General features: G+C 58.0%; 11 protein-coding genes and 2 tRNA genes. 9 read left to right on the plus strand and 4 right to left on the minus strand.

Annotated features, from left to right (window positions below):
• Window positions 1-19: 19 nt before the first annotated feature.
• Genes prmC through hemA form a run of 3 tightly spaced genes read right to left on the minus strand, consistent with a single transcriptional unit; the run spans window position 20 to window position 3,293 of the window.
• Window positions 20-898 (minus strand): peptide chain release factor N(5)-glutamine methyltransferase, encoded by an 879-nt coding sequence (prmC, locus tag ACIGG6_RS04355; RefSeq protein WP_399842569.1) that lies wholly within the window; start codon window positions 896-898, stop codon window positions 20-22.
• Window positions 898-1,986 (minus strand): peptide chain release factor 1, encoded by a 1,089-nt coding sequence (prfA, locus tag ACIGG6_RS04360; protein WP_253017234.1) that lies wholly within the window; start codon window positions 1,984-1,986, stop codon window positions 898-900. Before prfA ends, prmC begins: the two co-directional genes overlap by 1 nt.
• Window positions 1,983-3,293, minus strand: a complete 1,311-nt coding sequence (gene hemA, locus ACIGG6_RS04365) for a glutamyl-tRNA reductase (RefSeq protein ID WP_083024633.1) — start codon at window positions 3,291-3,293, stop codon at window positions 1,983-1,985. The genes prfA and hemA overlap by 4 nt, the downstream gene beginning before the upstream one ends.
• 228 nt (window positions 3,294-3,521) lie before the next feature.
• On the opposite strand from hemA, the gene ACIGG6_RS04370 reads away from it, so the two are divergent.
• The 9 genes from ACIGG6_RS04370 to ACIGG6_RS04410 all read left to right on the plus strand — a co-directional run bounded on the left by ACIGG6_RS04370 (window position 3,522) and on the right by ACIGG6_RS04410 (window position 10,918).
• Complete coding sequence (locus ACIGG6_RS04370; RefSeq protein WP_399842572.1) at window positions 3,522-5,315, plus strand: tetratricopeptide repeat protein; 1,794 nt, start codon at window positions 3,522-3,524, stop codon at window positions 5,313-5,315.
• Between the two features lie 63 nt (window positions 5,316-5,378).
• Window positions 5,379-6,035, plus strand: coding sequence for a lipoprotein insertase outer membrane protein LolB (gene lolB / locus ACIGG6_RS04375; RefSeq protein WP_399842573.1), 657 nt, complete (start codon window positions 5,379-5,381; stop codon window positions 6,033-6,035).
• Window positions 6,036-6,104: 69 nt separating this feature from the next.
• The gene (gene ispE / locus ACIGG6_RS04380; RefSeq protein WP_399842575.1) at window positions 6,105-6,965 is read left to right on the plus strand and encodes a 4-(cytidine 5'-diphospho)-2-C-methyl-D-erythritol kinase; all 861 of its coding nucleotides are present in this window, start codon (window positions 6,105-6,107) and stop codon (window positions 6,963-6,965) included.
• 30 nt (window positions 6,966-6,995) lie between these two features.
• A tRNA-Gln gene (locus ACIGG6_RS04385) sits at window positions 6,996-7,070 on the plus strand.
• A gap of 59 nt (window positions 7,071-7,129) precedes the next feature.
• A complete protein-coding gene (locus ACIGG6_RS04390) occupies window positions 7,130-8,071 on the plus strand; it encodes a ribose-phosphate pyrophosphokinase (protein WP_172416021.1) in 942 nt (313 codons plus the stop codon).
• Window positions 8,072-8,167: 96 nt separating this feature from the next.
• Window positions 8,168-8,809 (plus strand): 50S ribosomal protein L25/general stress protein Ctc, encoded by a 642-nt coding sequence (locus tag ACIGG6_RS04395; protein ID WP_399842578.1) that lies wholly within the window; start codon window positions 8,168-8,170, stop codon window positions 8,807-8,809.
• A 190-nt stretch (window positions 8,810-8,999) separates the two neighbouring features.
• Window positions 9,000-9,581 (plus strand): aminoacyl-tRNA hydrolase, encoded by a 582-nt coding sequence (gene pth / locus ACIGG6_RS04400; protein ID WP_083024638.1) that lies wholly within the window; start codon window positions 9,000-9,002, stop codon window positions 9,579-9,581.
• A 104-nt stretch (window positions 9,582-9,685) separates the two neighbouring features.
• A complete protein-coding gene (gene ychF / locus ACIGG6_RS04405) occupies window positions 9,686-10,777 on the plus strand; it encodes a redox-regulated ATPase YchF (protein ID WP_399842580.1) in 1,092 nt (363 codons plus the stop codon).
• Window positions 10,778-10,841: 64 nt separating this feature from the next.
• Window positions 10,842-10,918: transfer RNA gene (locus ACIGG6_RS04410), tRNA-Met, on the plus strand.
• Window positions 10,919-10,999: 81 nt separating this feature from the next.
• Here the strand turns inward: ACIGG6_RS04410 and ACIGG6_RS04415 are convergent.
• Window positions 11,000-12,304, minus strand: a complete 1,305-nt coding sequence (locus tag ACIGG6_RS04415) for a M18 family aminopeptidase (RefSeq protein ID WP_399842583.1) — start codon at window positions 12,302-12,304, stop codon at window positions 11,000-11,002.
• Window positions 12,305-12,422: the final 118 nt, after the last annotated feature.

The raw sequence follows: 12,422 nt of genomic DNA on the forward strand, positions 1-12,422 counted from the left end.
ATACTGATGAATCAGGCAGTTATTCGAGGTGCCCCAGGGTAACCCGTTCATGGCCGCCCATGTCTTGCACGCTTTCAACGCTTTGATAGCCCGCCAGCTTTAGCGCTTGGCGCACACTGGGAGCCTGCTGATAGCCGTGCTCCAGCGCCAGCCAGCCGCCGGGCGAGAGAAACGCCTGCGCGGTGGTAATCAAGTGCAGCAGGTCAGCCATGCCGTCGGCCTCGGCCACCAGCGCCGAGCGTGGCTCAAAGCGCACATCGCCCTGGCCCAAATGCGGGTCATCGGCAGCAATATAGGGCGGATTACTAACAATGATCTCAAACGTTGAACCAGGCGAAGGTGAACCAGGTGAAGACGCACTAGGAGACGAAAGCCTCAAGGCGCTGAACCAATCGCTGACCAGGAACGTGGCGTTAGTGATATTAAGCGTGCGGGCATTGTGAGCCGCCAGCGCCACCGCCTCTGGGCGAACATCCACCCCGACCACTTGCCAATCCGGTTTCTCACTGGCAAAGGCTAGCGCGATAGCCCCGGTGCCCGTACCAAGGTCAAGCAGCCTGCCTGTTGGCGTGCCTGCACGCGCTAATGCGGCCTCTACTAGGGTTTCGGTATCGGGTCGAGGAATCAGCGTGGTAGGCGAGGTAGCCAGCGGCAGCTCCCAAAACTCACGCTCTCCGGTTAAATAGGCCACCGGCTGGCCCTGGGCGCGGGCGGCAATTAGCGCGTCAAAGCGGGCATGCTCCCAAGTCGGGCATTCGCTATCGCCCCAGGTATAGAGCCATGTGCGGCTGCGGCCAGTAGCGAACTCCATCAGCACCTCGGCATCTATTCGAGGCGATGGCGAACCTGCCAGCTGCAGCCGCTGGGCGGCGCTCTTCAGCAAAGCGTCGAACGTCATTAAGCGTCCTGCAGCGCCGAAAGCTGTTCCGCTTGGTACTCGTGAATCAGCGGCTCGATCACGTCGTCCAACTGCTCGCCGCTCACCACTTCGGTCAGCTTATATAGCGTGAGGTTAATGCGGTGATCGGTAATGCGCCCCTGAGGGAAGTTGTAAGTGCGGATACGCTCACTGCGGTCACCAGACCCTACCAGCGAGCGGCGGGCATCGGCCTGCTCCTGGCGCTGGGAATCCACCGCGTTACGCTTGAGCTTGGCGGCCAGCAGCGACATCGCTTTGGCGCGGTTCTTATGCTGGCTACGCTCTTCCTGACACTCCACCACCACGCCGGTAGGCAGGTGGGTAATCCGAATCGCGGAATCGGTGGTGTTAACGTGCTGGCCACCGGCACCACTGGAGCGGTAGGTATCAACCCGCAAATCCGCCGGATTGATATCAATATCCCCCACTTCATCCACTTCAGGCATCACCGCGACGGTGCACGCTGACGTGTGGATACGCCCCTGGGATTCGGTCGCCGGTACGCGCTGCACCCGGTGAGCGCCCGATTCGAACTTGAGCCGTGCATAAACGCCATCGCCCTTCACCCGGGAGATCACTTCTTTATAACCGCCCTGCTCGCCGTGGCTAGCGCTAACAATTTCGACGCGCCAGCCGCGCTTTTCCGCATAGCGGGAGTACATACGAAACAGGTCGCCCGCAAAAATCGCCGCTTCATCGCCCCCGGTGCCCGCGCGCACTTCCAAGAAGACGCCGCGACCATCGTCCGGATCTTTCGGAATCAGCAGGCGCTTGAGTTCTGCATCGAGCGTTTCCAACTGCTCGCGGCCATCGAGAATCTCCATCTCGGCCAGCTCGCGCATCTCGGGGTCGCTATCGCGGCTGAGCTGCTCGGCCTCGGCAATGCCCTGTTCCACGTCGAGGTAGCGTTTCCACGCGGCGACCAGCTCTTCGAGTTCGGCGTACTCACGGGAGTAGTCGCGAAAGCGCTGCTGATGGTTGATCACCTCAGGATCGGACAGCAGCATGGCCAGCTCTTCAAACCGGTCGGAGAAGCTGTCTAAACGTTGGCGCAAAGTCTCTTTCATGCGGGCGTATCATCCTTCTGGCGTTTTGCCGGGGGCGCAGGCTGCTCAAAGGCGGGCTTCGGAGGCAGTAACAGGCGCGGCGCGGCGCTAAGCAAATCGTGGTTTTCCTGGGAGGCCGCTTCGCGGATGGTGAGCGTTGGCTGATGCATTAGGCGGCTGGCCAGCTGATGCGCTAGGCGCTCAACCACTTTGGCCGGGTCTTCGCCTTTTGCCAAACGCTCAAGCGCCTGATCCCGCGCCTGATCGCGCAGCGCCTCACCGTGGCGGCGATAGTCACGAATCACCTCACCGCCGTTACGAATACGCCGCTCATGCTGCCAGCTACCCACGCCGTGCTCAATGAGCGACTCGGCCTGGTCGGCCGCCACTTGGCGGTGGCGACGGTTCTCTTCGATCACCTCTTCCAGGTCATCGACGGTATACAGGAACACATCCGCCAGCTCACCCACTTCCGGCTCGATATCTCGCGGTACGGCGATATCGACCATAAACACGGGGCGATGGCGACGCTTCTTCAGCGCCCGTTCGACCATCCCTTTGCCCAAGATAGGCAGCGGCGATGCGGTAGAGGAGATAACGATATCGGCATGCTCTAAGGCATCAGGAATCTCCGGCAGCGTAATCGCCGTACCGCCCAGCGACGATGAAACCTGCTCGGCCCGCTCCCGGGTACGGTTCGCCACGGTGAGCTGACGGACACCAGCTTCATGAAGATGGCGCGCCACTAGTTCGATGGTCTCACCTGCGCCAATCAGTAACGCGTTGGCGCGGCTGAAATCATCGAAAATGCGGCTGGCCATGCTGACGGCAGCATAGGCAACGGACACCGGGTTTTTACCGATGCCGGTTTCGGTGCGTACCTGCTTGGCCACGGCGAAGGTGTGCTGAAAAAGACGCTCCAGCTCGCCACCCAGGCCCTTGGCCTGACGCGCTTGCTGATAAGCATCTTTTAACTGGCCCAGTATTTGCGGCTCACCCAACACCATGGAGTCCAGCCCCACAGCCACGCGCATCAAATGACGAGCAGCGTCGTTGTCGTGGTAGTGGTAGGCGCAGCGGGAGAGCTCTTCAACGCGTAAATTATGAAAACGACCCAGCCAGTCCAGCACAGTCTGCTCACCGGCGGTATCCGTCACACAGTAGAGTTCCGTGCGATTACACGTCGAAAGCACCGCCGCTTCGCTAATGTGTGGCAGGCTACGCAGTTCAGCCAACGCGCTTTCCAGCTGCGTCGGCGTAAAGGCCACCTGCTCACGCACAGCCACGGTGGCAGTACGATGATTGATTCCCAGGGCAAGAAGCGTCATGGGTTATGCGTCTTCGCTAGTGGATCGGTCGTCACGTCACTGTCGGTCATGGTTTCTTGGCTTGCTGATACAAGTCTAAGAGAGCAGCTCATCAAGTGAATTGCGCTGGCTCGGCTCTTTTTCAAGGTGGAACATTCTATCACAGCCGAGCATCTTCTGGCGCACACCACTTTGCCGCAGGCAGCCAAGCCGCTATGCTGAACACTCGGCCACTTGATCGAGATACGCATGCCCCATCGCGCAATACTACTGGGTATTCCCCGTTCGTTTTCGGGTTTTCCACTTTTGCCCTTGGCCGCCACGCTGATACTGAGCGGCTGCCAGCTGTCACCCTCTCTTTTTGACGGTGAAACCAACGCTCATGTTGAAGACCCAATGGTGACAGCACCGCCTATTACCAGCGGGCTAGATGCCGCTGGGTTACGCACCCTGCTAACCGCAGAGCTGGCCGGACAACGCGGCGATTACCGCTATGCGGGCCAGGGATATCTTGAGGCCGCCCAGCGCTACACGTCACCAGGGCTGGCCGAACGGGCCACGTTCGCCGCGCGCTTTGGTAATGATGCCGCACTAATGGAAGCCGCCGCGCTGCGCTGGCGTGAATTAGACCCTCGGGCAGAAACACCCAACCGCCTGCTTGCCTCACTATCACTCCAACGGGGTGACTGGCTGGATAGTTTAGAGCAGCGGCTAGCCATTGCTGAATCAGGCGGCAATGGTGAAATTGCCCCCTTCGCTGAAATCGCCGTCGCCGAAGAGGCACCGCTTAACCTGCTAGCACAGCAGCTACGCAGCTATCTTTCACAGCCGGAGGTTTCCCAGCGCGAGTTTCACAGCGATGTGCTGCTGGGTACCGCTCTGATCGAAGCTGCCCTGGGAGAAATGCAAACCGCCCAGCGCTATTTAGATGAAGTAGAACAGCAAGAGCCAGAGTCCGCCGCCCTGTGGTTAGCTAAAGCACGCCTTGCGCTGGAAACTGGCGACCACCGCGGCGCACAGCAGGCGGCCCAGCAAGGCCTTAGCCTAGCGCCTGACGACGTGCGCTTTATCTTAATGCTGGCCCAAGCAGAAATACGCCTCAACAACATTACCGCCGCCGAAGTGCAAACCAATGCCCTATTAGAGAGCCACGGCGGCAACCAGGATTTACGCATTGCCTTGGCGCAGCTCTATTTAGAAGAAGGGCACAGCGAGCCTGCCTATCGGCTGCTACAGCCGCTAATTGGTCAAGAGAACATACCCAACATTGCCTACTTCTTATTAGGTGCTATTGCCCAATCCCAAGGAGAGGTCGATAACGCCCTCCTCTATTACCGCCAAGTGTATGAAGGTGATGAATTTTTAGCCGCCAGGTCGGCGGCGGCTCGCATGCTCATTGAGGATGGTCGTTTACTCGACGCCCGCGCTTTTCTACGCATTGAGCGCATGCGCCACGACGCCTATTTCGGTGACCTAGTAAGGTTAGAAGTGCAACTGCTGGACGAGTTGTCGCTTCAAGAAGATGCCACCGCCCTGCTGGATCGGGAAATTACCCGCACCCCAGATGACACTAGCCTGCTGTACCTTCGCGCCATGCGCGCCTGGGAGATGGGCGACTTAACAGGCATGGAGCGGGACTTACGGCAAATCTTACGCACCGAGCCCAACAATGCTGACGCGCTAAATGCCCTAGGTTACACGCTCGCTGACCTTAACTTACCCGGAAGACTGGAAGAAGCTCGTGAGCTTATTGAGCGTGCCTACGAAGCGGACCCAGATAATCCGGCGGTATTAGACAGCATGGGCTGGGTGTATTTCCGCCTCGGCAAACCCGACGATGCGCTGGCATGGCTAGAAAGCGCCTACGCGCAGATGCCCGACCAAGAAATTGCCGCGCACTTAGCCGAGGTGCTTCATTCACTAGGACGCAGTGACGAAGCGCGCCAGCTGATTGCACGCATTCTGCAACGAGCCACCTACCATCCTCAAATTGATGATTTACTTGAGCGTTACCCTGAACTTACACCACCCAGCGCGCCCTAAGGCTTACTTCTTTACCGTTGCTAGTTTTTACCCTTAATAGACAGCACTGACATGGAGCCAGTTATGTTGACCTCTTGTTTGAACAGCGCGCCAGTGAGCACCTCTTCCGCATCACTCTATCGTTCTGCCCGCCTATGGGTGGCCGCCCTGGCGGTGGCTGCCCTTGCCGGGTGCGCCAGCCAAGCGCCGATCGATGAAGGCGGCCGCCAAGCCGGCCAGTGGGAGCGCCAACAGGCAGATGTGGAAGCGTTCGAGAGCTGGACCCTGGTCGGCAAAGCGGGCCTACGCACTCCAGAAGAGAACACCAGCGCCAACCTGGACTGGAACCAAACCCCCTACTACTTCCGCATGCTGATTAGCGGCCCCTTTGGCGGCGGTCGCAGCGTCCTGGAAGGCCGCGAGGGTCGCTTTTCGCTGACCACTAGCGAAGGCCGTTTTGAAGCGGAAACTCCTGAAGCCTTGATGGAAGAGCAGCTGGGCTGGTCGTTGCCTGTACGCGCCATGCCCGACTGGGTGCGTGGCCTACCCGGCGACCACGCCAGCTACCAGCTTGAAACTGATGAACTCGGTTTCCCGAGCCACCTTCAACAGGATGGCTGGGAAATTGACTACCGCGACTGGGAGCAGGCTGAAGGTATGTGGCTACCGCGCCGCTTGGTCATGAACTACGGCGATGTACGCATTACCCTGGTAGTTAATCAGTGGCAGGCCTCCGAATAGAGCGCTCGGGCTGGCAAGCGCCAGCCCTCTTTCATACGTTTACGTACGTTTAGCCAGTAGAGAGACGGCATGCCCGCAACACCCCGCACACTCACCCTACCCGCCCCGGCCAAGTTAAACCGCATGCTGCATATTGTGGGCCGCCGTCAAGACGGCTACCACGAACTGCAGACGCTGTTTCAGATTATCGACCTCTGCGATTATCTAAGCTTCAACCTGCGCCAAGACGGCGTTATCGAACTGACCACATCGATGGATGGCGTAGCGCACGATGACAACCTTATTGTGCGTGCAGCAAAGCGGTTGCAGCAGGCCAGTGGCACCCACCTTGGCGCTTCTATATCAATTGAGAAGCACCTGCCCATGGGCGGCGGCCTGGGTGGCGGCAGCTCCAACGCGGCCACCGTACTTAAAGGGCTCAATCAGCTCTGGCAGCTTGGGCTCAGCGATGCCACCCTGGCAGAGCTGGGCTTAGCGCTAGGTGCCGATGTACCCGTCTTCGTTTTAGGCAAAAGCGCCTGGGCCGAAGGCGTGGGCGAGAAATTAACGCCCGCGACCCTCGACACCCCGTGGTTTGTGGTCATCCACCCAGGCATTAGCGTCTCAACCCCCGCAATCTTCCAAGACCCGGAATTGACACGCGACAGCCTCCCCATTACTATGGCGCGCGCACTGCAGGGGGGAGTGGCCGAGTGGCGTAATGACTGCGAAGCTACCGTCAAAAAACGCTATCCGCGTATCGCGGAAGCACTTGACTGGCTCGCGCAGCACGCACCTAGTCGGCTGACGGGCACTGGCGCCTGTTTGTTTGCAGCTTTTGAGTCACAAGAGGCTGCGCAAACGGTGGCTGAACTGGCTAATCAGCGCTGGCAAGTATGGGTCGCGCGCGGACTTAACACCTCTCCCCTACAAGATGCTCTGGGCTGCTGAAAGCGCCCGGTCATCGCATTAGGTTATTGCTGGGGTATCGCCAAGTGGTAAGGCACCGGTTTTTGGTATCGGCATTCCCAGGTTCGAATCCTGGTACCCCAGCCAATTCTAATGTTGATCTGCGTTTTCTCCCCTGATCCCCAACACTGCAAAGGTGGCTGCGCGTGTCAAAATTGATGGTTTTCACCGGGAACGCCAATCCCGAACTCGCTCAAAAGATTGCCGAGAGCTTAGACAGCCGTATGGGTAACGCAACGGTTGGTCAATTTAGCGACGGCGAAATCGCGGTCGAGATCAATGAGAACGTGCGTGGTAAGGATGTGTTCATCCTGCAATCCACCTGTGCCCCCACGAACGACAACCTGATGGAACTGATCCTGATGGTCGACGCTCTGCGTCGCGCCTCGGCTGCCCGTATTACGGCAGTGGTTCCTTACTTTGGTTATGCCCGCCAGGACCGTCGTGTACGCTCCGCCCGCGTTCCCATCTCAGCAAAAGTTGTGGCTGATATGATGGTGAAAGCAGGCGTTGACCGCGTTATGACCATGGACCTGCACGCCGACCAAATTCAAGGTTTCTTCGACGTACCGGTTGATAACGTTTACGGCTCCCCGATCCTGCTGGACGACATCGAGCGTCAAAACTACGACGACCTCGTGGTTGTTTCCCCCGATGTTGGCGGCGTTGTGCGTGCCCGTGCCATCGCCAAACAGCTGAATGCAGACTTGGCTATCATTGATAAGCGTCGCCCCCAGGCTAACCAAGCCCAGGTGATGCACATTATCGGTGAAATCGAAGGCCGCACTTGTGTGGTGGTCGATGACATGATTGATACCGCGGGCACGCTGTGTAAAGCCGGTGAAGCGCTGAAAGACCACGGTGCTGCGCGCGTTGTTGCGTATGCTACCCACCCGATCTTGTCTGGCCCTGCGGTCGACAACATCACCAACTCTGTACTGGACGAGGTTGTCGTGACCGACACCATTCCGCTCGCCGACCATGCGCGTCGTAGCGGAAAGATTCGCCAGTTGAGCGTTGCTGGCTTGATTGCGGAAGCGATTCGCCGCGTCAGCAACGAAGAATCCGTCAGCGCGATGTTCCACTAACGCCTGACGTTATAAGCCCCCAACTGGGGCCCTGGAAACGTCGTCGTCTGGTCGCGGACGGCGGCGTTTCCTTACTTAAACCAAGAGGCAAATTCCATGTCTGATTTTATCCTGCAAGCCAGCGTTCGTAACGACCTGGGGAAAGGTGCGAGCCGCCGCCTGCGTCGTGCGAACCAACAAGTACCGGCCGTTGTATACGGCGGTGAGAAAGGCGCTCAGTCTATCTCTGTAGAAAAAACTGCTTTCTACAAAGCGATTGAAGACGAGGCCTTCTTCTCCTCTGTCATCAAACTGGTGATCGACGGTAAAGAAGAGCAAGTGGTTGTTCGTGACCTGCAGCGTCACCCGTTCAAGCCGCTGCTGACCCACGCTGACTTCCTGCGTGTTGATGCTACTCACGAAATCACCATGAACGTGCCGCTGCACGTGGTGAACGAAGAGAAGTGTGTAGGTATCAAAGACCAAGGCGGCGAACTGCACGTCCTGGCTAACGAAGTCGCCATCAGCTGCTTGCCGAAAGACCTTCCGGACTTCCTGGAAGTGGACATCAGCAACGTTGAGCTGGGTACTACCCTGCACCTGTCTGACCTGACCCTGCCGACTGGCGTCACTTCTGTTGACCTGTCCCACGGTGAAGAGCACGACAACGCCATTCTGAGCATCACCAAAGTGAAAGTACGTGGCGGTGACGAAGAAGAAGGCGAAGGTGAAGGCGACGCAGAAGCCAGCGCCGAGTAAGCCTTGCTAAAGGTGCTGCCAGCGTATGCTGACCAGTGCCGCCTGGGCCATGCCCGCATGGCCCAAGGATGTTAAAATCAAGCGCTTCGGCGCTTGATTTTTTTTTGCAGCGTGGCGCTACCCTGCTTATCTGCAAAGCAGCTGCCAGTGAGTCAACGACATATCTTCCAGAACCGTTGGAGGTGGGAAAATGAGCCAGGTAACGGCCATTATAGGACTGGGCAACCCAGGCGCAGAATACGACGCCACCCGCCATAATGCGGGCTTTTGGCTAGTGGACGCCATTGCACGCAGCGCCCACACCGAACTGCGTCCTGAGAAAAAGTTTTTAGGGCTATACGCCAAAGCCCGCGTGGGTGACCATGAGCTGCACCTGCTCAACCCCACCACCTTTATGAACCGCAGCGGTGCGGCTGTGGCAGCGCTAACCCAGTTTTTTAAGCTTACCCCAGACAACCTGCTGGTCGCTCACGATGAGCTTGACCTCCCCCCTGGGCAGTCACGCTATAAAACCGGCGGCGGGCACGGCGGCCACAACGGGCTGCGGGATATTATTAGCGCGCTGGGCAACCAAAAAGAGTTCCACCGCGTACGGATTGGCATCGGCCACCCCGGCGAGGCGCGCCAAGTAGTGAACTATGTACTAGGCCGCCCTGGCAAAGCCGAACAAGAAGCCATTGAGCGCTCGTTGGATGAGTGCCTAGCCACGCTTCCGCTTGCGCTTTCCGGCGACTGGGCTAAAGCCATGAACCGCCTACATAGCGTAAAATAGCAGCACGTTTTCAGCACACATTCTCTACGCGTTACGCACGCGCTTTTTTCACACTTGGCAGGCGCTTTATTGGTAGCGCCGCCCTAGCGGCCAGGAAGTTATTTATGGGCTTTAACTGCGGTATTGTCGGCCTACCCAACGTAGGCAAATCCACGCTGTTCAATGCGTTGACGAAGTCAGGGATTGATGCAGAGAACTTTCCGTTCTGCACCATCGAACCCAACGTTGGCATCGTCCCGATGCCAGACCCACGCCTGGATGCGCTAGCGGACATCGTAAAGCCTGAGAAAGTGCTGCCCACCACCATGGAGTTTGTGGATATCGCAGGCCTCGTGGCGGGTGCCTCCAAAGGTGAAGGCCTGGGCAATAAGTTCCTGGCCAACATTCGTGAAACCCAGGCCATTGCCCACGTGGTGCGCTGCTTCGATAACGACAACGTGATTCACGTCGCCAACCAAGTAGATCCCCGCGCCGACATCGAGACCATCAATCTTGAGCTCGCCCTGGCCGATCTAGACACCGTCGAGAAAGCCAGCCAGCGCCTGCTGCGCTCGGTAAAAGGCGGTGATAAAGACGCCATTGCCACCAAAGCCGTGCTGGACAAAATCCTGCCGCATCTTGCCGAAGGCCAGCCGCTGCGCAGCTTTGGCCTGGATGACGACGAAAAACGTCAGGTAAAAAGCTTTGGCTTTTTGACCCTCAAGCCCACCATGTACATTGCTAACGTCAATGAAGATGGCTTTGAGAACAACCCCTACCTGGATATCGTCAACGAGATCGCCGCAGAAGAAGGCGCGATTGTGGTGCCGGTGTGCAATCAGCTAGAAGCGGAAATTGCCGAACTCGAAGATGAAGAACGCAGCATGTTCCTCTCCGAAATGGGCATGGAAGAGCCGGGGCTAGATCGTGTGATTCGCGCGGGCTACTCACTGCTGGGCCTGCAAACCTACTTCACCGCTGGCGTGAAAGAAGTACGCGCCTGGACGGTAAGAGAAGGCGCCAGCGCTCCAGAAGCCGCCGGTGTGATTCACACCGACTTCCAGAAAGGCTTTATTCGCGCCGAAGTGATCGCCTATGACGACTACGTCACGCTGGGCGGCGAGCAAGGTGCCAAAGATAACGGCAAATGGCGCTTGGAAGGTAAAGACTACATCGTCAAAGATGGCGACGTGATTCACTTCCGCTTTAATGTCTAACGCCTAAAACAAATAAATGCTTGACGGGTGGCGTCTCTCTGAGTAATATTCGCCCCCGTTGAACGGCTACGTAGCTCAGCTGGTTAGAGCACATCACTCATAATGATGGGGTCCCCTGTTCAAATCAGGGCGTAGCCACCAACACCGAATACCGCTAGCAATAGCAGAAGCCCGCTGACTCAGTCAGCGGGCTTTTTCGTTTCTAGACTTTTCTTGGTTAGTTCAGGAGAGCGTCGGGCGATTCAGGAACACCGTCAGCGCCCGCGTCAGGTAATCCACATCTCGCGTACCGGACGTTTCACGAATCGAGTGCATCGCCCACTGGGGCAATCCTACGTCGATGGTCGGCACGCCTACTTCTGTGGCGGTAATCGGCCCGATGGTACTACCACAGCCCATATCTGCCCGCGTGACGAACGACTGCACCGGCACATCTGCCTCGCGGCACACATCCCGGAACAGCGCGCCGGTGACGCTACTGGTCGCGTAGCGCTGGCTGGCATTGACCTTGATCACCGGGCCGCCGTTAATCGCCGGGCCATGGCGCTCATCGTGCTTATCACGGAAGTTCGGGTGCAGCGCGTGGGCGTTATCACACGAGATCATCAGCGACGACTGAATCAGTTGAATCAAAGACTCCTCGCTACCACCGCCTACCTGGGCATTCAAACGCTTCAGCACATCGCCTAAAAACGGCCCTTGGGCACCACAGGCGCTGGCACTACCTACCTCTTCATGGTCGTTCGCCACCAGCAGCGCACCCTGGCTAGCATCACACTCCAGCAGCGCCTCAAGGCCCACAAAGCACGACAGCAAGTTATCCAGCCGTGCGCTGGCCACCAGCTCTTTACGCAGCCCAATCAGTGAAGGCGGCTGAACGTCGTAGAAGCCCAGCTCAAAATCCACCACTTCCACGGCACGCAGGCCGTGCTGCTCTTCTAGCCACTGGGCTAGCAGATCATTCAGCTTGGCCGTATCACTCTGCATTAATACCGGCGCCATCTGCGTTTGCGGATTGATGGGCCGCCCTGCATTCACGTCGCGGTCCATATGGATCGCGAGGCTAGGAATCATCGCTACCGGGCGGTCCACGTTAAGCAGCACGCTCTCTAAGCGGCCATCGGCATGGCGTACGTGTACCCGGCCTGCCAAGCCTAAATCGCGGTCAAACCAGGGCGCTAACAGCACGCCGCCATATACCTGCACGCCAAGTTGTAGCCAGCCGGCTGAATATTGCGTGGCGTTGGGCTTTAAGCGTAGCCCTGGGCTATCGGTATGAGCACCCAGCATGCGCAGGCTGGTTAACTTACCAGCGGGCAGCTGAAAAGCGATCACAGACGAATCGTTACGCGTCACGTAGTAGCGCTTTCCTGGCACCAACTGCCAGTTCGCGGTCTCTTCCAGGCGCGTAAAGCCCGCCTGTTCCAAACGCTGGGCCATGCTGTGGGTGGCATGCCATGGCGTAGGCGACTGCTGTAAAAAATCGCACAGTCGCGTTAAACGTTCCGCGTTGAAAGCCTCGGACATGGAATTCCTCATAACAGTAATGATTGAGTCTCACAGGGGAAATGACCTGCTACAATGCTCCCTCGGCCTACGCAACTCATAGGCTAACTGCGTGTCTAGGGAAGAATGAGTGTACACA

It is taken from the genome of Vreelandella lionensis (assembly GCF_044543515.1).
GTDB classification, from domain to species: domain Bacteria; phylum Pseudomonadota; class Gammaproteobacteria; order Pseudomonadales; family Halomonadaceae; genus Vreelandella; species Vreelandella lionensis.

What these genes read in the sequence shown, in the direction of transcription:
- prmC (WP_399842569.1), bottom strand. Translation starts at nt 898, where the DNA reads ATGACGTTCGACGCTTTGCTGAAGAGCGCCGCCCAGCGGCTGCAGCTG.
- prfA (WP_253017234.1), bottom strand. Translation starts at nt 1,986, where the DNA reads ATGAAAGAGACTTTGCGCCAACGTTTAGACAGCTTCTCCGACCGGTTT.
- hemA (WP_083024633.1), bottom strand. Translation starts at nt 3,293, where the DNA reads ATGACGCTTCTTGCCCTGGGAATCAATCATCGTACTGCCACCGTGGCT.
- ACIGG6_RS04370 (WP_399842572.1), top strand. Translation starts at nt 3,522, where the DNA reads ATGCCCCATCGCGCAATACTACTGGGTATTCCCCGTTCGTTTTCGGGT.
- lolB (WP_399842573.1), top strand. Translation starts at nt 5,379, where the DNA reads ATGTTGACCTCTTGTTTGAACAGCGCGCCAGTGAGCACCTCTTCCGCA.
- ispE (WP_399842575.1), top strand. Translation starts at nt 6,105, where the DNA reads ATGCCCGCAACACCCCGCACACTCACCCTACCCGCCCCGGCCAAGTTA.
- ACIGG6_RS04395 (WP_399842578.1), top strand. Translation starts at nt 8,168, where the DNA reads ATGTCTGATTTTATCCTGCAAGCCAGCGTTCGTAACGACCTGGGGAAA.
- pth (WP_083024638.1), top strand. Translation starts at nt 9,000, where the DNA reads ATGAGCCAGGTAACGGCCATTATAGGACTGGGCAACCCAGGCGCAGAA.
- ychF (WP_399842580.1), top strand. Translation starts at nt 9,686, where the DNA reads ATGGGCTTTAACTGCGGTATTGTCGGCCTACCCAACGTAGGCAAATCC.
- ACIGG6_RS04415 (WP_399842583.1), bottom strand. Translation starts at nt 12,304, where the DNA reads ATGTCCGAGGCTTTCAACGCGGAACGTTTAACGCGACTGTGCGATTTT.